This is a genomic window from Neobacillus citreus (genome assembly GCF_018343545.2).
Taxonomy (GTDB): Bacteria; Bacillota; Bacilli; order Bacillales; family Cytobacillaceae; genus Neobacillus; species Neobacillus citreus.
In genome coordinates this window covers 17,351-41,682 of record NZ_JAGYPE020000003.1, presented here as the reverse complement: position 1 = coordinate 41,682, position 24,332 = coordinate 17,351, and the positions used below count along the sequence as shown (strand labels likewise).

Below are 24,332 nucleotides of genomic sequence, written 5' to 3'. Positions count from 1 at the left end.
ACCCATCTTAAATAGACTTGAACCAATTTGTTTAAAAAGAGCCTTTTTTACTATCATTTACCCAAAGGCAAATAAACAGTAAATGTCGTACCTTGATCAGGCTCACTCACGACGCGGATGAACCCGCCGTGGGCTCTGACAAAATGATGAGCGATCGATAATCCGAGCCCCGTTCCGCCTGTATGCCGCGAACGGGCCTTTTCCACACGATAAAATCGATCGAATAGGTGGTCCAGCTCTTCGGCTGGAATTCCGATGCCAGTATCTATCACTGAGACACTTGTATAGACTTCATTCCGATCCAAGACCTTGTCTTCAATTACAACTGAAATTTTTCCTCCTTCCGGCGTGTAGCGGATTGCATTTGACAACAAATTGATGAACACCTGCGTAATCCGTCTTGCGTCGGCCATCACCGTTACCGGCCTCTTGTTCGAATAGAAGCGCAATTCCAGTCCGTTCTCTTCAGCCTCCATTTTCACATCTTCAACGACTTGTTCAAGTCTTGCCGACAGATCTAGCGGTTTGCAGTCCAACGCCAACCGGCCCGCCTCAGCCAACGACAAGACATGAAGATCTTCCACAAGCAGGCCTAAGCGGATCACTTCGTCATGGAGTCTAAGCAGCATTTCCGGAGGGACGTATTGACCTGCCTGTTGAGCATTTTCTAATTTTAGTTGCATGATAGACAGCGGAGTTCGAAGCTCATGAGCGATATCGGCTACTAACCGCCTGCGGGCATCCTCAGCTTCCCGGAGGCGAAGTGTCATGTCGTTGAATGTCTGGATTACTTTACCGTATTCGTCTTTTGATTGTACAGGAACGTTCACGTCAAGATCCCCCTTTGCAACGCGTTCGATAGCGCCAACGAGCTTTCTAAGCGGGATTGTCAGCATCCCCGAAATCCATAAACTGAATAACAGCCCGGTTGCTACAAATAATACCCATTTTCCAAGCCAAAATTGCTGCATCTCACCTAAAACGTAAGTCTTCAAGATCTCGATTTGTTCCCAAGGCGGTGCGTTCAAATAGGATAATCCCATTTCTTCCTTACGAAATTGATCAAACAAAAAATCAATGTAAAAGTGATTGGTAAGGATATGAAAGGCGCCGAGGATAACAACGAGCACTCCCATGCAGACAAATATTTTTTGGCGTACCGTCAACGTCATGATTGTTCACCGAATCGGTAACCGAAACCGTATACCGTTTGAATATAACGAGGATTGGCCGGATCGTCTCCCAGCTTGCGGCGAAGATTCCGGATATGGGAATCCATAGTCCTTTCGTATCCCATATATTCGTCCGACAGTGCAGTTTTTAATAATTGCAAGCGGCTGAAAACCATTCCGGGTCTCGCAGCCAATGTGTATAAAATTTTGAATTCCGTTGGTGTCAGTTGGATCTCCTGGCCGTCCTTGAATACCTGACATTTGGCCTCGGAAATGATCAGGTTGTCTCTTTCTAAGAACATCATCCTGTCTTCAGGTCCGCGCAAACGGCGAAGCAAAGCACGAATGCGCGATGCAAGCTCGCGTAGGCTGAACGGCTTCGTCAAATAATCGTCTGCCCCAATTTCCAGTCCGACGATTTTATCCGATTCATCCGATCGGGCCGTGACCATAATAATACCGCAATTTGATGTATGCCTAATTTCGCGGCATACCTCGATGCCGCTTTTTTCAGGGAGCATCCAATCAAGCACGATGATTTCAGGCCGTTCAGACCGGGCAATCCTGAGCGCTTCCTTGCCAGTACAGGCGGTCAATACTCGAAAACCTTCACGTTGCAGATAGGTGTACATTTCCTCAAGCATGCCCGGTTCGTCCTCCACAAGCAACAATTTCGTTTCCATTCCAATCACCTCTTTCCACTTTTGTCTGCATCCAGTGCTGGAGTACACCACTTACCGAAAATTATACCGTGATTTAACATGTTCTGGAAGAAATCCACAGAAAAAGAGGAAGATCTGCATAAGTTCTCGACATTCATTGTTTAAACTGACTGTGAAACAAGAGTAATAGCAATATTCAGTTTGCAAGAACAACAAAGAGGAGGAATTAATAAATGAAAATGAAGCTAGTTACATTCGTAATACTTTGTACATTTCTACTTGTGCCGACACTGGCCTCTGCTGAAGTGGCCAACGGTAATATCGGATACGGATTTACCCCCGGGAGACTCTGGGCCACGATGGACGCGGTGGTAGGGCTGATCGGCACAATCCTCGCTGGGCTGTCACTGGCCCGGTCCAACGGTCGTTTCGGTACCGGCAGCGGGCGACGTGGGGCCATCGTCGCCATGGTGGTGGGGTTAATTGTCACAGCTTACGCTGGGGTTCACGTGACCATATTCCCTGGTGGTCCTGGCACCGGTGACGGGCGACTCGGGGCCATCATTGCCATAGTGATGGGGCTGACTAGCATGATCCTCGCTGGGTTGACTTTGGCCCGCTCCCGTCGCACCAACTGACCGGACCTATAATTGTATGTATATACTAATATATTAATCTATATGGAATGTCCAGTATCCTTGTTCTCTTTATTTTTATTCCAAGACAGTAACACCATAGACAGCAAAGAATTCTTGATTTAGCTGAATTCAAAACACCTGTACATCCGTAACATTTAAACCTTAAACATGCACCGATTACGTCAAACAGGTTTACAGAAAAATAACTAGGGATGGAATGTAAATGAAAATAAGAATAATAGCAATAATCTTGTGTGGTTTTATCATCTTTCCCCTATTCAGTTCAGCGAGAAGTGATGAAAGCATGCAAGAAGAGCGATCTGGAACTTCAGTCTACTCCGAAATAGATGCGTATATTGCCCGTGAAATGAAACGACAACGTCTTCCGGGGCTGGCTCTCGGGATTGTACAGGGTAATCGCATTCTCTACCTTAAGGGATATGGTCAAGCCGATTCATCGGGTCGCCCTGTAACACCTGAAACACCTTTCGGATTAGGTTCGATTGGCAAGTCGATTACCGCTATTGCCGTTCTGCAACTTGCCGAATCAGGAAAAATTGACTTAGATGCGCCTATACAGCGCTATCTCCCCGCCATGTTTATAGGAGCAGAGTTCATTACTGTACGTCAGTTGCTTAATCAAACAAGCGGGTTCACCCAAATCTCAACTTTTAGCAACACACTGTCAAGTGCCAACGATCAATATCAAGATGCCATAGAGAAAAACGCCTTGTCTTATGCGGAAAAGTTTTTAAAGCAAACCAAGCAAACCGAACATCCCTACACTTATTCGAACGCAAATTATGTACTTCTTGGCTATATTGTACAACGAGTATCCGGCCAATCCTATGGAGATTATGTAAAAGAAAATATTTTCGAGCCCCTGTCTATGCAAGACAGCTACGTTACGCTTGATGAAGCGGCCACACACGGACTGGCTACGCCCTACCGTCGGATATTTGGATACAACGTTCCCTACGATGGCCCCTTTGTTTATATTGCAGGGGATTCGCCGGCGGGCTATATGTATACCAGCGCGAAGGACATGAGCCATTACTTGATTGCCCAGATGAATGGAGGCCGATTTGAAGATGATTCCGTGCTCACTTCGGAAAGCATACGTCTAATGCAGACCGAACCTGTTCCAGGAACGTACGCCATGGGATGGTCGTCAGATGATATTAACGGTTTACGGGTTATCGGTTCGCCCGGTGGCTCATTAGGCTTCCAAGCCCAAACTTTTATGGTTTCGGAACAACAGCTAGGAGTTATTGTATTCGCTAACGTCCTAGACGCAATCGATGCCGAATGGCCCGATACACATGTTATTACGACTACCCACATTGCCTCCGGGGTCATAAATTTGCTGAATGAACAGCCGATTGGAGAATCAGGTCTAAGCATTTCACAGAAATACATGCTTATAAATGGATTACTATTCATACTAAGCGCATGGCTATTATATACGACCGCTCGAACTGCGAAGTGCTGCCTTGGGCCGTGGAGTCCTGACAATTCTAACCATACTAAAATATCTATCAAAGTATTATCAAGAATTGTTCTAAATTTTGCAGGTCTGTTTATGATCCTGGTGTTGAGTATGACTCAAGTGGTACCGGTATGGCATATGGCAACCATCTTTCAGCCGGACGTATTCCTATGGCTGAAAATAGTGACTGGACTTATGGCACTGAAGGGAAGTATGGAAATTATTCGGTTGGTTCGTTCGATTTGGCATAAAAAACATCTGAGTTGAAGAATAAAGTGGAATTGTTTCCTGTTCACCACCTTATTCCCTAGTCAAGTAATGGCGGGAAGGTGCGCGTGAGAGATTAAAAGATTGAAGTTTGAACTAAACTGGACATTGTAGATTTGGAGGTTGACATTTAACTGACTAGTTCAACGAATACCCTTGACGTGGCGAATAAGATTATTTGAGAAAATCCCGGGGTTTGATTTAGATCCCGGGATTTTTACCTTAGCTCAAATTTAAACAAACTCACCTGTGGTATCTAGTCAAAAGCTTTGAGTGAATAATATTTTCTGAATGGATACTATCTCTTAATCTAAGTTTTGGCTAATCTTTAAAACCTCGTTACTAACGGAATAATCTCTTGAAATAAGAGTAAAGAGATTCTCAGTCTCCATAATCAAAAGAAAATCCTGGTTCCAAGGGAGCCAGCCTTTTTCTGTACTGTGAACAGTCGTACCTTGTGCAAAAATACAGCACTGAATGAGTTGTAAAGGTTGGAGTGCGTTTTATGGATAACCAAATATTTTTTACAACGGAATATTCCCATGCTTCTTCGCCGGTCTTGTTTCCTTCTTTGTCCGGAGCATTTCCAGCGACTCTTTCAGCTTCTTGCGTGTTTCGCGAGGATCAATGACATCATCAACCATACCACGGGAGGCTGCTACATATGGATTCGAAAACTTCTCACGGTATTCAGCAATCTTTTGCGCCCTGGTTGCAACAGGGTCTTCACTTTGTTCAATTTCTTTTGCAAAGATAATATTGGCAGCACCCTCCGGTCCCATCACAGCAACCTCCGCATTCGGCCATGCGTAAACCATATCTGCCCCAATTGCTTTCGAGTTCAACGCAACATAAGCACCGCCAAAGGCTTTTCTTAGAATAACGGTAATCTTCGGAACGGTCGCTTCCGAATAAGCGTAAAGAATTTTTGCTCCATGACGGATAATCCCGCCATGCTCCTGATTGATCCCAGGGAAAAATCCCGTTACATCTTCAAACGTGATTAACGGAATATTAAAAGAATCACAGAAACGGATAAACCTGGACAATTTATCAGAAGAGTTGATATCTAAGCCGCCTGCCATTACTTTGGGCTGATTGGCAATAATTCCTACACTATGGCCATCAATCCGTCCGAAACCAACTACAATATTTTTCGCATAGTTTGCTTGGACTTGAAAAAAGTCTCCATCATCCACTACCTGCTCAATCACCTTGAGCACATCATAAACTTTGGTCCCTTCAATGGGAACAAGATCGATCAAATCATTGTTCCAGCCATCGTCTTTTTCCGCCTCGAGCACGGGCGGTTTTTCCATGTTATTTTGCGGCAAATAGCTCATTAATTTCCTAACCTCATCTAATACCTCTGGCTCAGACTCTGCGGTGAAATGAGCAACTCCGCTAATACTGGAGTGAACCTTTGCACCACCCAGATTCTCAGCCGAAATTTTTTCGCCGGTCACTGCTTCAATTACCTTAGGACCGGTAATGAACATCTTACTCGTCTTCTCCACCATAAAGATAAAATCTGTAATCGCTGGGGAATAGACGGCGCCGCCGGCACATGGGCCGAGAATGACGGATATTTGCGGAATCACTCCGGAATAAATGGAATTACGATAAAAAATATCTCCATAACCGTCAAGGGAGACAACCCCTTCTTGAATCCGGGCACCGCCAGAATCGTTCAAACCAATGACTGGTGCACCATTTTTGGCTGCTAGATCCATAATTCGTGCTATTTTAAGTGCATGCATTTCACCAAGTGCACCGCCAAAAACGGTGAAATCCTGGGAAAATACATAAACAGGACGGCCGTCAATTTTCCCATAGCCGGTGACAACCCCTTCCCCTGGGGCTTCGATTTTATCCATTCCGAAGTTCGTGGCACGATGTTGGATAAACGGATTTAATTCGACGAAGGTATCCTCATCAAGCAACAGGTCAATCCGTTCTCTGGCTGTCAGCTTGCCGCTGTTATGCTGGGCATCAATCCGGTCGTCCCCGCCGCCAAGTTCTACCTTACGCTTGCGATCCATTAGGTCATCTATTTTTTCATAAAGGGTGCTCATCGACGTTACTCACCTGACTTTCTGTTAATTGCCTAATGATATTTACAATTTGCTCCATTCATTTTGAACGTTTACCGGAATAATCCTTCATCATCCCTATTTTTCAAACTGGCTTCCTCAAATGTTTTTAACAATTGTTTTGCAGCCATTGTTGCTGACATTTCCCCAGTTCCCAAAGCATTCTCAATGACTGGAATAAGTCTGTTCACTTCCGGGTGATTAAAAAAACTTGACCTAAGGTAATCCTCAACCATGGTATAAGTCCAATTAATGGTCTGTTTCCGGCGCCGCTGCTTGAACACACCAGATTTAGATGTTTTGCTTTGGAATTCTTGAATCACTTCCCAGATTTCAGCCATCCCTTCACCTGTTAGGGCAGAACATGTAAAGGCCTTTGGAAACCATCCTTCTGTTACCGGCTGTAAATAATGCAAAATTCGGTTAAATTCAGCCTTTGCCGCCAATGCCCGCTGTTTGTTTGAACCGTCCGCTTTATTTACAAGAATGGCATCAGCCAGTTCAATGACCCCTTTTTTGATTCCTTGAAGCTCGTCGCCGCCGCCCGTCAGCATGACTAATAAAAAGAAATCTACCATCGAACGGACAGTCACTTCACTTTGCCCGACCCCAACCGTTTCAACAAGAATGACATCAAATCCGGCTGCTTCACAAATAAGCATAGTCTCCCTGCTCTTGCGATTTACGCCGCCAAGCGTTCCTCCTGAGGCAGAAGGGCGGATAAAGGCATGAGGATGTCGGGAAAGCAATTCCATTCTGGTTTTATCACCAAGAATGCTTCCCCCTGTAACGGTACTGCTCGGATCAACGGCCAAAACCGCAACGTGTTTACCTTTTTCACAAAGCATGGTTCCTAATGCTTCGATTAATGTACTCTTGCCTGCACCGGGAACGCCTGTTATGCCAACCCGTATTGAATTTCCGGTATATGGAAGCAGCTGCTTCAACACTTCTTGAGCCATTTCCATATGTGCTGCCTGATTGCTTTCAATTAGAGTAATCGTTTGTGCTAGGATCGTTCGGTTTCTCGAAAGAACACCTTGAACATAGTCATTCACTTTTAACCTGCGCCTCCGCGGTGGAAGTGAAGGTGTTAAATTGTTCGTATTGCCGGCCGCTTCAGAGTGAACCTTTGTAACACCTTCAAGTACATGGGAAGCGAATGCAGCACCCCCGCCTTTAGGAACCCATTCCGGTTTCTTCTCTTTTCGATCCATGATTAGTAGTCATCCTCAAGCCGGCGGTTGATCTCTTCGATCACTTTTTGGGCGGCAACCGGTATGACTGTCCCAGGGCCAAAAATCGCTGCAGCTCCGTTTTGCAAAAGGAATTCATAATCCTGTGCCGGAATAACCCCGCCGACAACGACGACGATATCTTCACGGCCCAGTTTTCGCAATTCTTCTATTAATTGTGGTAATAAGGTTTTATGGCCTGCAGCTAAGGAACTCATGCCGACAATATGGACATCATTTTCCACGGCCTGCCTGGCAGTTTCCTCCGGTGTTTGGAACAGCGGTCCAATATCGACATCAAAGCCCAAATCCGCAAATGCAGTAGCAATGACCTTTGCCCCGCGGTCATGTCCGTCCTGCCCCATTTTGGCAATCATAATCCTTGGACGTCTGCCTTCCTGTTTTTCGAACTCATCAGCCATTTTCCTTACTTTTTCCACCTGTTCATCTTCACCAAACTCGGCACTATATACGCCTGAAATAGAGCGAATAACCGCCTTATGTCGTCCGACTGCCTTTTCATAGGCATCTGATATTTCCCCAAGGCTCGCTCTTGCTCTAGCTGCCTCAATCGCTAACGCCAACAGATTTCCTTCACCAGTTTCTGCAGCCCTTGTAATAGCATCGAGTGTTGATTTCACTCTAGCTTCATCACGATTCTCCCGCAATTCTCTTAATCTCTGAATCTGAGCTTCACGAACGGTGGTATTGTCTACTTCCAGTATATCCAGCGGATCTTCCTTATCTAATCGGTAATGGTTGACTCCAATGATGGTTTCCTTTCCTGAATCAATGTGAGCTTGGCGCCGGGCTGCTGCCTCTTCAATACGCATTTTCGGCAGGCCTGTTTCGATCGCCTTCGCCATACCGCCAAGTGCTTCAATTTCCTGGATATGTGCCCACGCGCGATTTACTAAATCCTGGGTCAGCGATTCCACATAATAAGACCCGCCCCATGGATCTACTACCCTGCAAATCCCTGTTTCATCCTGCAAAAACAATTGGGTATTACGGGCAATCCTGGCTGAAAAATCGGTTGGAAGTGCGATTGCTTCGTCCAGTGCATTCGTATGAAGCGACTGGGTATGACCTAATGCGGCCGCCATCGCTTCGATGCAAGTTCTTGTTACATTATTAAACGGATCCTGCTCCGTAAGACTCCAGCCCGAGGTTTGACTATGTGTCCTTAACGCCATCGATTTTTCATTTTTCGGATTAAACTGCTTGATGAGCTTTGCCCAAATCATCCGGGCTGCACGCATTTTTGCTACTTCCATAAAGTAATTCATCCCGATTGCCCAGAAGAATGATAAACGCGGGGCAAATGAATCGATGTCGATACCGGCTTTTAATCCGGTCCTTACATATTCCAACCCATCCGCAAGTGTGTAGCCTAATTCAATATCCGCCGTGGCTCCCGCTTCCTGCATGTGATAACCGGAAATACTGATACTGTTGAACTTTGGCATATGCTGTGAAGTGTAAGCGAAAATATCTGCAATAATCCGCATTGATGCTTCAGGCGGATAAATATACGTATTCCGAACCATATATTCTTTTAAAATATCATTTTGAATCGTGCCGGTCAGCTGTGACTGATGAACACCCTGTTCCTCCGCGGCCACTATGTAGAAAGCCATAATTGGAAGAACGGCGCCATTCATGGTCATCGAAACCGACATTTTATCGAGCGGAATGCCGTCAAACAGAATCTTCATATCCAAGATCGAATCTACTGCGACCCCTGCTTTTCCGACATCCCCGACTACTCTTGGATGATCGGAATCATAACCGCGATGTGTAGCAAGGTCAAAGGCAATCGAAAGCCCCTTCTGACCTGCAGCCAGGTTACGGCGGTAGAACGCATTGCTTTCCTCCGCTGTAGAAAATCCTGCATATTGACGTACCGTCCATGGCTTTGTTACATACATGGTCGGATAAGGCCCTCGTAAAAATGGGGCGACCCCAGCAACATAGCCTAAGTGTTCCATGCCGGTCATGTCGTTCTGATCGTACAAAGGCTTTACATCAATTTGCTCCATTGTTTGCCATTTAAATTCGTCTAAAGCCGCCCTTTCCATAGGCTCCTTAATAGCAGATGGAGATTTTTCCATATAATCAATCGTAGTAAAATCCGGATTCGTCCTCATCGTCCAATTCCTTTCCGCTGTTGAAGGTCAAACAGCATGTTATAACAATTCGATCCCAGATGGACAAACTGATCCACACCGGCCTGCTTGAATAATTCTATTGTTTCTGAATCCGGAAGACCTGCCAGGAAGAGAGTGATTTCCGGATTTTCCTGCTTCAGTTCACAAGCCAATTGAGGGACTAACTCGAGATATATTGCGTCGCTCGAGCAAATGACAACGGTTGAAGCTCCCGTCTCAAGTGCAGCTTTTACAGCTAGATCGACCGTTTCAAAGCCCTTATTCGTAACCACCTCAAACCCGCCGACCTCAAAAAATCCTTTAGCAAAATCGGCACGCGGTTTGTGCTGTGAAATGGGGCCCAGATTAGCAAGGAATACCTTTGGATACGAACCGTTTTTTTCTTTATGAGTGTCTGCCTTTTTCCGTAAAGCTTCAAAACTTTCAGCTCCACGATGCAGATGTAACGCTTGTATTTCCGGAGGAATTTCGCTAGATTCTTTGACAGCTTGAACCCATTCCCCTACTGTTACACCCGCTTGAATCGCATTTATGGTAGTATCCACAATTCCATCTTGTGATGTTCCCAATCGTAGAAGCAGTGTTTCCTTTTCGGCTCCACCGCTAGCTCTTCGATGGGAACCAACCGCTGCACAACGGGATTTATATACAGAATCCCAGTCCAAGTTACTCTCTGATAGCTTTTGTTCCATTAAGTTCGGATACATATTGGTCCCTACAAATCTATCTTTGCGCCGTCCAATATTGTTGAATCTTCTATCAGCGATTTCTTTGATTTGCTCCTGAACATAACCTTTCTCAACAGCTTTGAACATCCCGCCCTTCTCTTCGACAAGCTGGAATTGTTTCCAAGCTTGTTTAGCAAGAGAATCAGTAAGAGATTCAATGTACCACGAGCCTCCGGCAGGATCCGCCACTTTCGCTAGATGTGCTTCCTTTTCCAAGATGATTTGTGTATTTCTTGCGATTCGGCGTGAGAATTCATCGGCAGGACGAACGGCTTCATCAAATGGTGAGACATGAAGACTGTCAACTCCAGCAATAATGGCTGCAAAAGCCTCCGCCGTTCCGCGCAGCATATTGACATAAGGATCATACACAGTTTTGTTCCAGGAAGAGGTCCTCGCATGAATATTCATTTTCTGCGATTCTTGATTGCCTCCAAAAGCATCGATGATAGTAGACCAAAGTAAACGAGCTGCCCGAAGCTTGGCGATTTCCATAAAGAAATTAGAACCTATTGAAAAAGAAAAGAGCATTCTTGGCGCAATCTCATCGATCGACAGCCCTCTTTGCTGCATTTCACGAATATATTCCACACCAAAAGCTAACGCAAATGCCAACTCTTGGACAGTATTGGCTCCGGCATTATGGAAAGATTCTCCCTGAACCTGAATCGTCTTCATTTCCGGGGATTCATGTTTTGCCCAGAAGGTTAGCTCTGCCATTAAGTCATATGCCTGTCTTAATGAAAAGGGAATCGTCCCTTCTTTTACCAGCGTTCCTAATGGATCCATGCCTACACAACCGTGCAGCCGGCTACTATCCATTCCCATCTTTCGAGCATGTGCGACAAGCATACAATAGACCGGAAATCCTACACTCCCCGCTTGAATAAACAGTGGAGTTTGTTCAAGATTGATCCCCTCCAAGGCTTGATTTACATCTTGAAGGGAACTGATGGATACTCCGCCTCTGCCTACATTTTCGGGTAAGGCTTGGTCGGGATCTTTTCCTAAAGCAGAGGCATGATCAAATACTAGATTTAGCATCGTCTGGCCACGGTTCAAGTCATGTTTGGCAGCCTCATTAAACTCTGATGGGGTGCTATAGACATGCTCTTGAGCAACCTCCCAAGGTTTTTCCTGATAACCTAATGCCCGCGTTCCACGTACATATGGAGCAGATCCAGGTCTGGAAGACAGATAGGAAAGATCCCTAATATCCTCTTGAAAATACATGGGCTGCAGCTCAATACCCTCATAGGTTTGCGAGATTAGTTTCTGTTCAAATGAGGCCCCTTTTAATGTCTTTTCCGCCGCTTGCCGCCACTCCCGATAGGAAGCAGCGGGAAACTCACTGAAAAGCTGGTTTTCTTCATTTAACTCTTGCTTTTGAATAACTTTAGACATCCATGATCCCCCCTCTAATTTCAAAGTCTCCAGGCTATTCCGTTTTTACCAGGAAGAGTGGCTGACCATGCTCCACTAATTGGCCATTCTTAACAAGGATTTCAACGATCTCCCCAGTAACTTCCGCTTCAATTTCATTAAATAGTTTCATAGCTTCGAGGATACAAACAATGGTCGATTTCTCGACTTTATCGCCAATTTTTACAAACGGAGCTGCATCTTCACCGGGAGCTTGATAGAATGTTCCCACCATTGGAGAAATAATTTTATATATACTTGGATCATTCGCATCGATTGATCTTGTGCTCTTTTCCTGGACAATTTCCGATTCGACCGCTACTGATTGAACAACAGGTCTTGGGATCTCCTGTTTCACCGGAACAGGGGCTTCCTTAACGGCTAGGGAAACAACTTGAGCAGTTGGCGGTTCAATCCTGACATAACTTTCTAGTGCGTTTTCCTGTTTCTTTAAAGAAATCTTTGAACCAGCATCCTCCAAATCCACTTCCATTTCCTGAAGGGATGATTCTTCAAAAAGCTTGATCATTTCTCTAATTTCATGCATTTTCCACATGTTCATTCTCCTCTTGTTCGAGTATTAGTCTTCAATTTTGATAGAATACAATTCTAAAAATTTCGTATTGAATTCACCCTTCACAAAAGCTTCGTGCTCTAATAATTCAAGGTGAAAAGGGATGGTCGTTTTAATTCCACTTATCACAAATTCGGATAAAGCCCGCTTCATCCGGTCAATTGCCTCATTCCTGTCCTTTCCCCAAGTAATGATTTTTGCCACCATCGAATCATAAAATGGTGAAATTTGATAACCGGGATAAACCGCACTATCTACTCTTACCCCATAACCTCCCGGCGGAAGATACATTTCCACCTTGCCCGGAGATGGCATAAAATTCTTTGCCGGGTTTTCTGCATTAATCCGGCATTCAATTGCCCATCCGTTTATCTTTATATCGCTTTGCTTGAATGAAAGAGGATAACCCGAAGCTACCGATATCTGCTCCTTAATCAAATCGAATCCGGTGATCATTTCCGTTACAGGATGCTCGACCTGTATGCGGGTATTCATCTCCATAAAGTAAAATTTTCCATGTTTATCCAATAGGAATTCAACGGTTCCTGCACCATGATAGTTAACGGACTTTGCCGCAGCTACAGCTGCATTCCCCATTCGTTCACGGAGCTCCTGGTCAAGTGCCGGTGATGGCGCTTCTTCTACCAGTTTTTGATGGCGCCGCTGGATCGAGCAATCCCGTTCCCCAAGGTAAACCACATTCCCTTTTTTATCCGCCATAATCTGGATTTCAACATGACGCGGTTCCTCTAAATACTTCTCTATGTAGACCCCCGGATTACCAAAAGCTGTTTCTGCCTCTTTTTGCGCCTGCCGGATAGCCTTTCTTAAATCGTTTTCATCGTTAGCCACTCGCATTCCCTTTCCGCCGCCTCCAGCTGTGGCCTTCACGATAACAGGATAGCCAATCGCATTTGCTACCTTGACTGCTTCATCCAGGTCCTCGACTAGACCTTCTGTGCCGGGAACCGTAGGTACACCTGCACGTTTCATCGTATCCCTGGCGACCGCTTTTGCCCCCATCTTATTGATGGCGTCAGCATCAGGACCAATAAATGTAATATTGCACTCACTGCAAAGCTCTGCAAAATCTGCATTTTCCGCTAAGAACCCATAACCAGGGTGAATGGCATCGGCATTCGAAAGGACCGCAGCGCTGATTAAATTTGTCTTATTTAAATAGCTGTCTTTTGACGCTGTCGGCCCAATACAATAGGCTTCATCCGCCATTTTTACATGCAGTGCCTCTTTGTCTGCTTCAGAATAAACGGCAACAGTTTGAATTCCCATTTCCTTGCAGGCTCGAATCACTCGAACCGCAATTTCTCCTCGATTGGCAATAAGTACTTTTTTAAACATCAATATGTCCTCCCTCTTATTCTGGCTTAACTATAAATAACGGCTCCCCGTAATCCACCACTTGACCTTCTTGTACAAGAACCTCAACGATAGTGCCATTTACATCCGAGGTTATCTCTTGGAATAGCTTTAATGCTTCCACCTTACAAATGCCGACAACACTGTTTGAGCGTATCTTGTCTCCATCCTTTACGGGTTCAGTTCCTGAAAAAGAAAACACTCCAAGACAAGAAGAAACAATCGTGTGCAAGGAAGAATTCTTTTCTTCGTCTTTTACGGCCGGTTCAGCGGGTATGAATGGAGAATCTGCATTTTCAACAGCTGATGCCGCTTCGTTTAAGGCTGTTTGTACCTCCCGAGGATATTCAGCCACTTTAGGAAGAGGCTTTTTCATTGAGATTCTTACTCCCCCATTCGTTAAGGTGAATTCCTGAGTGGAGGATCGATCGATCAATTTAATCAATTCTCTTAGTTCAAGCATTTTTAACATCGATTTACACTCCTTTAGCTTTTGGTTTCGTCCGCTTACACAACAGTTGAATAAAAACTTTCATTCTCTCAATCAATTTAATTTTCTTTCCGATAAATGCAGTTCTTTACGCTCAAACCGACTAGTTGGTCTCAAAACTTTATAAAAGACCACCCCATATTCCGGGATTTCCTTTTTGTAATGCATACCGACGGACTAGTTGGTCTGTCGAGTTTAAAAAAATAATCACGTGCCAAATGGAAAAATGTATCAGTGAACAAATAAAGGCTTTTAATTGTTATGTTAGGACCGACTAGTTGGTTTCTATTTTCAAATATTCTGAATAAAATGTCAATACCCTTCTTTTAAAAAAAAGACTGACTAGTTGGTCTGCCTAAATCGCAATAATGGCAAAATTTTAGACAAACCAACTATTTTCACTTAAAAAAGTTATCTCCTAATCGCAATTCTTCGGGATAGGAGTTTAGGAAGAACTTAGAAAACTTAGGATTCTCACTTGCTGCTTTTGTTAAGATGGAATGTAGGATAATATCCGAATATATATCTGCAATTTCGTCTATTGTGTATCGTCCGTTTTTTTGATACCACTTATAAATCCAGTTGATCATTCCAAATATCGCCATAGAAATGATAGGTACCGGCAGTTCTTTACGAAACTCCCCACACTCGATACCATCGTGAATAACTTGAAACATTAAATTTTTATACTGATCTCTTTTAATCTCAATGTTATTAAAGTATTCCGGAGGCAGATACGAACTTTCCTGATAGAAGATTGTCACTTCATTTTTGTACAGATCAATCATCGTAACAAAGGATTTAATGATATTATGAAGCCTCTCGGTTGGGGTATTCCACTGCTCGCAAGCGGCTTGTCCCTTTTCCAATACGTAGGAAATAAATTGATCGTGGATAATATAAAGCAGTTCATCCTTGGATTTAAAATTATGATAAAATCCTCCTTTTGAGGCACCGCACTCTTTTACAATCATATCAACTGTGACTCTGTGAAAGCCGTGTGCTTCAAACAATTGAAGCGATGTATCGATAATTCGTTCTCTTAAAGACTTTTTCGTCATTCATCATCACCCTATTTTATTTTACCATTCCTTCTAGTAATTCAGTAATAACTGATTTCAAAATTTCAAGTATCGACAAAAATATTAGCAAGATGTAAAAAACAGAAAATCTATATTGTAAAACTTCTCTACCCCAATAAATACTAAATAATAAAAAAAAGACCGAACATGCTGTAACATGTCCGGTGGTGCATGGGGACGGTTCTCGTGCTTCATTTTCACTAGAAATTTGTGACGTTTGCTTTTAAACACACCTTATCTTCATATACATATTATTTGGCCTACTTAAAACATTCATCGACGATAAGATTTCTAAAACCCCACCAATATGTCAACTAAGTTGACATTTTATTATATTTTAATTAAAATATAATTAGTGAACTTGATTAACAATTAGAGGAATAAGAAAAGCGATCATGTTTAATATAGTAGAAATAGTCACCTATGCTGCACATGGTTTCTACAAGATATAATACCTTAGAACAATAGATTAACAGCTTAAAGGTTTGATTAAACCAAAAATAATGGTATGAAGAAACATGAGTCGATTGTTTTGGAGTGGGGATTTGATTTAATCATGAAGTCCATTAAACCCATTTAAAATCATGTATCTTAAGAATGGAGAATATAGCATGTATGAAAAACTTTATTTTATTTATAATCCGTTAACTGGCTGTAAAGATTGGGTGTCTGAAAGAGAATTTAATGTTGGCTCACTAAAACTGAAAAGTATATTCGGTGTTCTTTATTTTAGCGATTTAAAAATCATGTTACATTTTAATGCCCCTTTCAAGACTGCGATTGTAAAAGAATATAGGTTAGCAAATGAACAATCGATTGCCCTACATCATGTATGCCGATTGATAAGTCAAACAGAATTGATGGAATTTCTAAACCTGGAAGCGAAAAACAAAGCTCAAAATGATAACAACGATGTTCCCTATCCATCTAGTGTAGAATTGAGAGATGGTTATTTTATTTGGAATGAGCATTCAGGTTGTTATGAACAGGAAGCAGTTTTAACGACCGTCTGATGATACCTAATAGGCGTAATAATCCACCTCAAGGGTGGATTATTTTTTGGGGTTAAATACAGGTGAATGGTTACGATTAAACCCATTTAATATCCAATCCAACAATTTTCTGGTGCACGGGTCTGGTGCACGAGGACGGTTCTCATGATCTAAATGTTGACTCAAGTTATAAATTAACCAACCTTCCACTCGTACAAGCAGACAAAAATTGAAGCAAAAGAACCGTCCCCATGCCTCATCCGGATACCCAAGCAGATTTATTGTACGAGCATAGGATACAATGAATCTGTTTTTGAAAGGAGCAGCTAAATATTGTCGTTTTTAAAGAAGTTTGTTGATGCTTTGCCTCTGCCTTCCGTGATACAACCTGTTGGTCATCGAGACGGAATTCCCTTCTATGAGGTAACGATGAAGCAGGTTAGACAAAAGTTACACAGAGACTTACCGCCTACTACAGTTTGGGGTTATAACGGAATGTATCCTGGTCCTACATTTGAAGTTCTCAGGAATCAGCCTATTTTTGTCAAGTGGGAAAACGAATTGCCATTTGAACATCTTCTGCCCGTGGATAGAACGGTTCATGGTGCAGAACCCAGCGAACCCTCTGTTAGAACGGTTGTACATTTACACGGAGGTCGTGTACGACCGGAAAACGACGGATATCCAGAAGCCTGGTTTACGCGAAATTTCAAGAATTTTGGCACTAAATTCTTGCATGAAGTTTACTACTATCCTAATTGTCAGCGTCCCACAACGCTCTGGTATCACGACCATGCAATTGGGATTACCAGATTAAATGTATATGCAGGGCTTGCCGGCTTTTATTTGATTCGGGATCAGAAAGAGGAGAAACTGAATCTCCCTCGGGGAAAATATGAAATTCCGTTAGTAATACAAGATCGGTCATTCTATCCTAATGGTGAATTATTCTATCCATCACAGCCAGGCCATCAACCGCCTCCAGCACAACAGCCGCCTCCACCGTTTTTCCCAGCCCCGGAGCCACCTCCACCATTTGATGAAAGAGCATTGCCCAATCCATCTGTCGTTCCTGAGTTTTTCGGTAATACCGCTTTAGTTAATGGAAAAGTATGGCCCTATCTTGAAGTCGAACCGCGAAAATACCGTTTCCGTATCCTGAATGGCTCTAATTCCCGGTTTTACCGATTACGGCTAAGCTCCGGCCAAGATTTTATTCAAATAGGAACAGATGGCGGATTTCTAGAGAAACCTGTTAAAGTTTCCAATGCCACAGGGCTATTACTTGCTCCAGGGGAACGTGCAGATGTTATTGTCGATTTTTCAAAACATCGAGGTCAAAAAATCATCCTAACAAACGACGCACCAGCACCATTTCCTAATGGCTCACCTGATACCCCTCCCCTTCCGCAAATTATGGAATTTCGAGTTCGTAAAAAACGCTCAAAATCAGATAAAAGTCAAATTCCTAAAAAACTAAGCTGCTTAGAAAGACTCGAACCAAATGGTGTGACGGTTAGACAGAACTTCTTAATGGAAATTGATGATCCAGAATTTCCTGCCCGCTTGAAACTTTTACTGAACGGTATGGAGTGGAATGAATTACCGATTACTGAAACCCCTTATAATGGTACCGTGGAAGTATGGGAGCTGTACAACCTGACGGGTGACACACATCCCATTCACTTGCACCTCGTCCAATTCCAAATCCTTAATCGTGAACCCATTACAGTAGATGAAAATGGAAATATCGCTATTGTAGGTCCTGCACGTGAGCCAGATCCTAATGAAAGAGGTTGGAAAGATATCGTTCGTGCCAATCCTGAAGAAGTCACTCGTATTATTGCCCGCTTTGGACCATTTACTGGAATCTATCCTTGGCATTGTCATATCCTTGAACACGAGGATCACGAAATGATGCGTCCGTATGAAGTACTCCAAAATCCAAATTTCGACCCGTGCATTCCGATTCCAGAAATGTGTCCGGATGATTCGTTTACTCAATGCTGTCAAGAGGAATACGAACAATGTGGATGTAAAGAAGACCATGATGAGTCCAGTTCCCATGATGAATCGAGTTCCTATGATGAGTCCAGTTCCTATGATGAATCCAGTTCCTATGATGAATCCAGTTCCTAGCACCACGTTAATAATATTAAGGAAATAGGAAAAAGAAAGACTAGCTTAAAAATCGGAGCTAGTCTTTTCATATTTCTTCATTACAGGAATGCTGCCCTTTAATTTGCCGACAAAACCTCTCTTTATAATTCACAATAAGTGACTAAAAATTTTATAGTTTTTTATTTGTATAAAAGAATCTAGGGTTTCAACTACAGTATGAAGGTAGACCTTGAACATCTGAGAATATGAAACTAAAAAACAAGACGGTACCCCTTGCCTCAGTTTTTGAGGCAAAAGAACCGTCCCCGTGCATCATTACCTAGACTCTAACAACTTTTTAAACTCAATAAAGTAATCCAACGTTTCTGGATTGTTCAGGGAACCCAAGTTAACAGCTTGCTCAATTGGTACTCCCATTAATATTTTTTTAATCGGCACCTCTATTTTCTTGCCGTTTAGTGTTTTTGGTAGTTCATTGACACTAATAATTTCATTTGGTACGTGCCTTGGAGAACAGTTTTGCCTAATAGATTGATTAATCCTCGTTTTCAATTCATCTGTAATACTGAAGCCTTCCTTTAAAACGATAAATAAAGGCATGTAGGATTGTTCGGCACTTATTGGAATATCTACAATCAAACTATCGATTACTTCTGGAATACTTTCAAGGGCACTATATATTTCACTTGTTCCCATTCGAATACCTCCACGGTTAATCGTTGCATCTGACCGGCCGTAAATGATCGCTGAACCTCTATCAGTAATCTCGATAAAATCCCCATGTCGCCAAATATCAGGGTAAACACTAAAGTAGCTCTCTTTATAACGTACTCCATTCTCATCATTCCAAAAATAAATCGGCATCGACGGCATCGGTTCGGTAACAACAAGTTCACCGATTTCATTGATTACTTCTTCTCCCGCATCATTAAATGCCTTTACCGCAGACCCCAAAACACGAGCTTGTATTTCCCCGGAATAAACTGGCAGGGTCGGACTTCCCCCTACAAACCCAGAACAAATATCGGTTCCACCACTAGTAGAAGTCAGCCATATATCTTCTTTTACCTGCTCATAAACCCAGTCAAATCCGCTTTCAGGCAGTGGTGAACCTGTGGAGCCAATGCTTCTTAAATGAGAAAGGTCAAATTGTTCTTTTGGTTTAATTCCTGCTTTCAAACTAGCCATTAAAAAGCTGGCACTGGTGCCAAAGGTTGTCATTTTTGTAGATTCGGCAAGACTCCACAATGTTTCATCATTTGGATAGTTTGGATTGCCATCATATAAAACAATAGCCGCACCTGTCAGTAACCCGCTAACGGTTACGTTCCACATCATCCAGCCTGTTGTGGTGTACCAAAAAAATCGATCGCCCTTCTTAAGATCCACTTGAAGACCAAGGAATTTTAGATGCTCAAGGAGGATTCCCCCTTGACTTTGCACAATCCCTTTAGGTTTTCCGGTGGTACCGGATGAATATAGGATCCAGAGTGGATGATTAAAAGGAACGGGCTCAAATGTTAAAATGGCATCATCATTTTCAGAAATAACTTGGTCCCAGAGGACTGTATTATTCAACTCGGATATTTCCGGCTGCGTTTCTAGATAGGGAACTAGAATTGTCTCTTTTAGTGATGGAAGTTCAGCTTGTATCTTTTTTACAAGCTCCATTCGGTCATATCTCTTTCCCCCATACTGATAGCCATCAACAGCAATCATGACAGTTGGTTCAATTTGCTTAAATCGGTCAATGACGCTTTGGATGCCAAATTCAGGTGCACAGCTCGACCAAACCGCTCCAATACTAGCACATGCCAGAAAGGAAGTTAACGTTTCAGGAATGTTGGGTGCATAGCCTACAACCCGATCTCCACTTTTGACCCCTAATGACTTTAAATATGCAGCCATTGCTGCTGTTTTCTTTCTTAGTTCAGCCCAGGTAACTTCCTGTACTGGTCGAATTTCGGATTTATGAATGACAGCCGCTTTTTCTGGATCTTCATTCCTGAATACATGCTCTGCATAGTTTAAAGTGGCTCCCTCAAACCATTTTACGTTCGGCATTTTATTTCCAGATAAAACAGCCGTGTAATCTGTTTCTGATTTTATATTAAAAAACTCCCAAATAGCTGTCCAAAAATGTTCAATTTCTGTTACAGACCAATCCCACAACTGATTGTAATCTTCAAATGTGAGCCCTCTATTTTCCTCCAGCCACATCATAAATTTCTTTATATTCGACTGGTTTATCGTTTGTTGTGAGGGCTCCCAAAGTAACTTCCCTTTCAGCATTTCAGCTTCCAAACCTATCCCTCCAATTAAAGATCAAGCTATGAATCAATAAAAAATTCACTATTTTACTAGGAATACAATCCTAACCCTTTAAAAAATCAGCTTTGCGCTTTTCAAGAAAGGCAGCGATCCCTTCTTTTCCCTCTTCACTGCTTGCTCTTGAAGCGAGCAGCAGGGATTCCTTGCTCATTTGTGATTCCAATGTTTCTTGGAGCGAATGATAGAATAATTTTTTCGTTTCACCGTATGCATTCATCGGTCCTTTTGCCAAGCTTTCTGCAACGCCCAGGACGACCTCCCATAATTGGTCATCCGGAACGACTTGATTGACAATTCCCCAGTCACATGCTTCTTCTGCAGTTAACTGTCGATTCGTATACATTAACTCAAGGGCACGACGCATCCCGACAAGACGAGGTAAAAAATAGCTGCCTGATCCATCTGGTGTTAATCCAATTCGGTTATACGCCATCACAAATTTTGATTTCTCCGATGCATAGACTAAATCACATGCGCATGCAAGACTCATTCCGGCACCTGCTGCTACTCCATTCACCGCCCCAATGAACGGTTTATTCATTCTTGCAAAAAAGGAAATCGCTTGATGTAAGTATGCCGTTACCGATTTCAGATGAGAACTTATCTCGTCCCCTTCCTTTGCGAAACTTTTTAAATCACCGCCAACTGAAAACTTATTACCCGCTCCAGTGATCACGACTACTCTAATGGCATCACGCTCGGAACAAACAATCGCTGCATCCATCAGTTCCTTGGCCATTTGCAAATCCAGTGCATTTCCTACTTCCGGACGGTTTAACGTGACAATTCCAACATGGTTTTCAACGGATAAACTAATCACTTTATTTTCCAAATCGATTCCTCCTTAAGTTTAATAGATTATTTTTTTTCAAAATCAGACTCTCTCAATAATCATGGCGATTCCTTGACCGCCGCCAATGCAAAGCGCAGCTAAGCCATATTTTAAATTCCTTTTCTTCAATTCAAGGGCTAATGAATATGTAATTCTCGCTCCACTTGCACCAAGCGGGTGCCCCAAAGCGATCGCTCCCCCGTTCACATTTACTTTTTCCTGGTTAATTCCCAATTCCTTGATGACGGCTAATGATTGTGCCGCAAAAGCCTCATTCAATTCAAATAAATCAATATCAGCCAAGGTTAAGCCTGCTTTTTCTAATGCCCTTTTGCTTGCCGGTACAGGTCCAATCCCCATGATTTTTGGATCAACTCCTGCTACTGCCCAGGAAACAATCTTCGCTAACGGTGTTAAACTATTTTCAATTACGTAGTCTTCTGAAGCTAATACGACCGCTGCAGCACCATCATTAATTCCACTGGCATTACCTGGTGTTACTGTACCGTCTTTCTTAAAAGCCGGTTTTAATTTTGCTAAACCTTCTAAACTGACACTCTCTCTAATGTGTTCATCCACTTTAATAATCGTTTCTTTCCCTTTTTTATCACGGATGATAATTGGGACTATTTCATCTGCGAAGCGTCCGTTATCTCTTGCTTTTCCTGCTTTTTGCTGTGAGTTTACCGCAAACTGGTCCTGTTCTTCTCGTGAAATGTTATACTTTTCTGATAGATTCTCTGCGGTCATCCCCATTCCGCAGCCAACATATTGATCAATTAACGTTTCCCATAGCATATCCACCACCACTGGTGCCTTGCCAGGGGAGCCGAACCGCGTTCCCTTTAAGATTTGCGGAGCTAAACTCATACTCTCGGTGCCTCCAGCCACAATGACCTTTGCTTCCCCTAATGCAATGGACTTTGCCCCTGTTACCATAGCCTGTAATCCTGAACCGCAGAGCCGATTCAAGGTAAGGGCGGATGATGAATCTATTAAGCCGCTTTTTAAGCCAATATGTCTGGCCAAATAGGCGGAATGGGCTCCAGTCTGGACGACATTTCCAAATACTATTTCATCAACATCGGAAGCAGGTATGCCACTTCTTTCAAGTGCCCCTTTAGTTGCTGCCACGCCTAATTCCAAATCACTAATATCCTTTAATGAGCCTCCATACGTTCCAAAAGCTGTTCTTGCTCCATCAACAATATAAGTTGTCATGGTATCTCCCCCTGTGTATTCATTTTTTCTTTTATTTCTTCTTTCTATATGTAGAATCCTGCAATTTCATTAAGAAAAAAGGGGACGAAAAAGTCATCTTATCTTGACCTATGTCCCCTGCGTTAATAAAAATTCATCTAAATAACCGTATTATTCTCAGTCTACTTTTTCATAGTGCCCTGCATGTGGAACGTGTAAATAATAAGGGCCAATTAGAGACTTCATTTCCTGATAATCTGTTGAATTTTTAAATCCCGTTACGTGGTCTTCTACTGTTTCCCATTTAATGAAAACCAAATATTTATTTTCTTGCTCCATGCATCGATGTAGTTCATATCCTAAGCAACCCTTGGCAGACGATACGATAACAGCTGCCTTTTTAAAAGCGTTCTCAAATTCCTGCTCCGTTCCCGGTTTCACATCAATCAACATGATTTCCTGTACCATAGAGTCGAATCCCCTTACAGTAACTTCTTATACTTTAGCCAAATCCAGTTCAAACTCTGTTCCCCAAGCACTCAATGCTTCCCAAACCTTTGGTTTGAGCGGAAGTACCTCATGCCATGGACGTGGCTCGAATATCCCAAGCTCTGGAACAAATACATCCATATCAATATACAACTCCACAACATTTTCTTCCGGATCATGATGGTAAGTCGCAATATTATGTCCTGCAGTATGGCGGGAAGGGCCCCAAAGAGTTGGACGACCATGCTTGGCCAATAAATCTGAGCTGGCATACTGATGACTTGCATCCTTTAATTGAAAAGCAATATGGTGTAAACGCGTCTCATCTGAAGCAACAACATTTAAAACATGATGATCTGTATTGCATGTTAAGAAATTAGCGAATCCTACTCCAATTTGGTCAGTAAATGAGAAGCCTAATGCATCCCGATAAAATTCAATGGTCTCCTGAAAGTTTTTCGCATAAAATGCCACATGCCCTAATTTAAGAGGAACAATGCCTGAAGAACCAAAGCCAACAGCCGATTGCTCCATCTCTGTAAATAATTCAATGACATTACCGGCTGGATCCTGTAATTCTAGTAATCTTGAAACACCCGGCTTGGCATCTATTTTCAAGCTAGAAGCAATTCCTTTTGCATGTAATTGTTCCTGTACCTCTTCTAAAGTGAGATTCCCGTCTAATTGATAGCCATATCTGCGAACCGCCTTTTCTTCTGCTGGCGTGATCACAATATTATGATGGTCGAAACCGTTACTTAAATAGGTAACTCCGTCCTTCTCCTCTGTAATCCGATATCCCATTGTATTGGTATAATAGTCGACCATGGTTTCACTGTTTTTTGCAAAAAAATCCAAGTACACTAAACGAAATATTTTTACGTTTGACATTGCATATTCCCCCATAAGGTTTATTTTTAAAAAGTTTATAATCCCAAAATTATTATTTTTTTAAAAAAATATTGTA

19 protein-coding genes are annotated in these 24,332 nt (G+C 42.8%); 4 read left to right on the top strand and 15 right to left on the bottom strand.

Annotated features, from left to right (window positions below; genetic code table 11):
- Window positions 1–53 precede the first annotated feature (53 nt).
- Both KHB02_RS02875 and KHB02_RS02870 read right to left on the bottom strand, forming a co-directional pair.
- Complete coding sequence (locus tag KHB02_RS02875; RefSeq protein WP_213145894.1) at window positions 54–1,172, bottom strand: sensor histidine kinase; 1,119 nt, start codon at window positions 1,170–1,172, stop codon at window positions 54–56.
- A complete protein-coding gene (locus tag KHB02_RS02870; RefSeq protein ID WP_213145893.1) occupies window positions 1,169–1,855 on the bottom strand; it encodes a response regulator transcription factor in 687 nt (228 codons plus the stop codon). Before KHB02_RS02870 ends, KHB02_RS02875 begins: the two co-directional genes overlap by 4 nt.
- A gap of 212 nt (window positions 1,856–2,067) precedes the next feature.
- Between KHB02_RS02870 and KHB02_RS02865 the strand changes: the two genes are divergently transcribed.
- Both KHB02_RS02865 and KHB02_RS02860 read left to right on the top strand, forming a co-directional pair.
- Window positions 2,068–2,472 (top strand): DUF6223 family protein, encoded by a 405-nt coding sequence (locus KHB02_RS02865; RefSeq protein WP_213145892.1) that lies wholly within the window; start codon window positions 2,068–2,070, stop codon window positions 2,470–2,472.
- Between the two features lie 223 nt (window positions 2,473–2,695).
- Window positions 2,696–4,228, top strand: coding sequence for a serine hydrolase domain-containing protein (locus KHB02_RS02860; protein WP_213145891.1), 1,533 nt, complete (start codon window positions 2,696–2,698; stop codon window positions 4,226–4,228).
- Between the two features lie 524 nt (window positions 4,229–4,752).
- Here the strand turns inward: KHB02_RS02860 and KHB02_RS02855 are convergent.
- The 8 genes from KHB02_RS02855 to KHB02_RS02820 all read right to left on the bottom strand — a co-directional run bounded on the left by KHB02_RS02855 (window position 4,753) and on the right by KHB02_RS02820 (window position 15,379).
- Window positions 4,753–6,303 (bottom strand): acyl-CoA carboxylase subunit beta, encoded by a 1,551-nt coding sequence (locus KHB02_RS02855; protein WP_213145890.1) that lies wholly within the window; start codon window positions 6,301–6,303, stop codon window positions 4,753–4,755.
- A gap of 71 nt (window positions 6,304–6,374) precedes the next feature.
- Complete coding sequence (meaB, locus tag KHB02_RS02850; RefSeq protein WP_420848060.1) at window positions 6,375–7,541, bottom strand: methylmalonyl Co-A mutase-associated GTPase MeaB; 1,167 nt, start codon at window positions 7,539–7,541, stop codon at window positions 6,375–6,377.
- Window positions 7,541–9,670, bottom strand: a complete 2,130-nt coding sequence (gene scpA, locus KHB02_RS02845; RefSeq protein ID WP_241113695.1) for a methylmalonyl-CoA mutase — start codon at window positions 9,668–9,670, stop codon at window positions 7,541–7,543. Before scpA ends, meaB begins: the two co-directional genes overlap by 1 nt.
- A 32-nt stretch (window positions 9,671–9,702) precedes the next feature.
- A complete protein-coding gene (locus KHB02_RS02840; protein ID WP_213145887.1) occupies window positions 9,703–11,859 on the bottom strand; it encodes a methylmalonyl-CoA mutase family protein in 2,157 nt (718 codons plus the stop codon).
- Window positions 11,860–11,893: 34 nt separating this feature from the next.
- Complete coding sequence (gene accB, locus KHB02_RS02835) at window positions 11,894–12,433, bottom strand: acetyl-CoA carboxylase biotin carboxyl carrier protein (RefSeq protein WP_213145886.1); 540 nt, start codon at window positions 12,431–12,433, stop codon at window positions 11,894–11,896.
- 24 nt (window positions 12,434–12,457) lie between these two features.
- Complete coding sequence (gene accC / locus KHB02_RS02830; protein WP_213145885.1) at window positions 12,458–13,810, bottom strand: acetyl-CoA carboxylase biotin carboxylase subunit; 1,353 nt, start codon at window positions 13,808–13,810, stop codon at window positions 12,458–12,460.
- A gap of 16 nt (window positions 13,811–13,826) precedes the next feature.
- The gene (locus KHB02_RS02825) at window positions 13,827–14,300 is read right to left on the bottom strand and encodes an acetyl-CoA carboxylase biotin carboxyl carrier protein (RefSeq protein WP_213145884.1); all 474 of its coding nucleotides are present in this window, start codon (window positions 14,298–14,300) and stop codon (window positions 13,827–13,829) included.
- Between the two features lie 416 nt (window positions 14,301–14,716).
- On the bottom strand, window positions 14,717–15,379 hold the full coding sequence (locus KHB02_RS02820; RefSeq protein WP_213145883.1) for a TetR/AcrR family transcriptional regulator: 663 nt from the start codon (window positions 15,377–15,379) through the stop codon (window positions 14,717–14,719).
- Window positions 15,380–16,011: 632 nt separating this feature from the next.
- On the opposite strand from KHB02_RS02820, the gene KHB02_RS02815 reads away from it, so the two are divergent.
- A complete protein-coding gene (locus KHB02_RS02815; RefSeq protein ID WP_213145882.1) occupies window positions 16,012–16,413 on the top strand; it encodes a hypothetical protein in 402 nt (133 codons plus the stop codon).
- A 312-nt stretch (window positions 16,414–16,725) separates the two neighbouring features.
- On the top strand, window positions 16,726–18,531 hold the full coding sequence (locus tag KHB02_RS02810) for a multicopper oxidase family protein (protein ID WP_213145881.1): 1,806 nt from the start codon (window positions 16,726–16,728) through the stop codon (window positions 18,529–18,531).
- 297 nt (window positions 18,532–18,828) lie between these two features.
- Here KHB02_RS02810 and KHB02_RS02805 read toward each other — a convergent pair whose 3' ends face one another.
- The 5 genes from KHB02_RS02805 to KHB02_RS02785 form a co-directional block, all read right to left on the bottom strand.
- Window positions 18,829–20,805: an acetoacetate--CoA ligase gene (locus KHB02_RS02805; RefSeq protein WP_213146066.1), complete on the bottom strand. Its 1,977-nt coding sequence runs from the start codon at window positions 20,803–20,805 to the stop codon at window positions 18,829–18,831.
- Between the two features lie 82 nt (window positions 20,806–20,887).
- Entirely contained in the window at window positions 20,888–21,676 is a 789-nt protein-coding gene (locus KHB02_RS02800; protein ID WP_213145880.1) for an enoyl-CoA hydratase/isomerase family protein, read from the bottom strand.
- A 42-nt stretch (window positions 21,677–21,718) separates the two neighbouring features.
- On the bottom strand, window positions 21,719–22,945 hold the full coding sequence (locus KHB02_RS02795) for an acetyl-CoA C-acetyltransferase (RefSeq protein ID WP_476739047.1): 1,227 nt from the start codon (window positions 22,943–22,945) through the stop codon (window positions 21,719–21,721).
- Window positions 22,946–23,053: 108 nt separating this feature from the next.
- The gene (locus KHB02_RS02790) at window positions 23,054–23,344 is read right to left on the bottom strand and encodes an antibiotic biosynthesis monooxygenase family protein (RefSeq protein WP_213145878.1); all 291 of its coding nucleotides are present in this window, start codon (window positions 23,342–23,344) and stop codon (window positions 23,054–23,056) included.
- A 27-nt stretch (window positions 23,345–23,371) separates the two neighbouring features.
- The gene (locus KHB02_RS02785) at window positions 23,372–24,256 is read right to left on the bottom strand and encodes a VOC family protein (RefSeq protein ID WP_213145877.1); all 885 of its coding nucleotides are present in this window, start codon (window positions 24,254–24,256) and stop codon (window positions 23,372–23,374) included.
- Window positions 24,257–24,332 lie beyond the last annotated feature (76 nt).

Coding starts and splice junctions, on each gene's coding strand:
- KHB02_RS02875 (WP_213145894.1), bottom strand. CDS start 1,172: ATGACGTTGACGGTACGCCAAAAAATATTTGTCTGCATGGGAGTGCTC.
- KHB02_RS02870 (WP_213145893.1), bottom strand. CDS start 1,855: ATGGAAACGAAATTGTTGCTTGTGGAGGACGAACCGGGCATGCTTGAG.
- KHB02_RS02865 (WP_213145892.1), top strand. CDS start 2,068: ATGAAAATGAAGCTAGTTACATTCGTAATACTTTGTACATTTCTACTT.
- KHB02_RS02860 (WP_213145891.1), top strand. CDS start 2,696: ATGAAAATAAGAATAATAGCAATAATCTTGTGTGGTTTTATCATCTTT.
- KHB02_RS02855 (WP_213145890.1), bottom strand. CDS start 6,303: ATGAGCACCCTTTATGAAAAAATAGATGACCTAATGGATCGCAAGCGT.
- scpA (WP_241113695.1), bottom strand. CDS start 9,670: ATGGAAAAATCTCCATCTGCTATTAAGGAGCCTATGGAAAGGGCGGCT.
- KHB02_RS02840 (WP_213145887.1), bottom strand. CDS start 11,859: ATGTCTAAAGTTATTCAAAAGCAAGAGTTAAATGAAGAAAACCAGCTT.
- accB (WP_213145886.1), bottom strand. CDS start 12,433: ATGTGGAAAATGCATGAAATTAGAGAAATGATCAAGCTTTTTGAAGAA.
- accC (WP_213145885.1), bottom strand. CDS start 13,810: ATGTTTAAAAAAGTACTTATTGCCAATCGAGGAGAAATTGCGGTTCGA.
- KHB02_RS02825 (WP_213145884.1), bottom strand. CDS start 14,300: ATGTTAAAAATGCTTGAACTAAGAGAATTGATTAAATTGATCGATCGA.
- KHB02_RS02820 (WP_213145883.1), bottom strand. CDS start 15,379: ATGACGAAAAAGTCTTTAAGAGAACGAATTATCGATACATCGCTTCAA.
- KHB02_RS02815 (WP_213145882.1), top strand. CDS start 16,012: ATGTATGAAAAACTTTATTTTATTTATAATCCGTTAACTGGCTGTAAA.
- KHB02_RS02805 (WP_213146066.1), bottom strand. CDS start 20,805: ATGCTGAAAGGGAAGTTACTTTGGGAGCCCTCACAACAAACGATAAAC.
- KHB02_RS02790 (WP_213145878.1), bottom strand. CDS start 23,344: ATGGTACAGGAAATCATGTTGATTGATGTGAAACCGGGAACGGAGCAG.
- KHB02_RS02785 (WP_213145877.1), bottom strand. CDS start 24,256: ATGTCAAACGTAAAAATATTTCGTTTAGTGTACTTGGATTTTTTTGCA.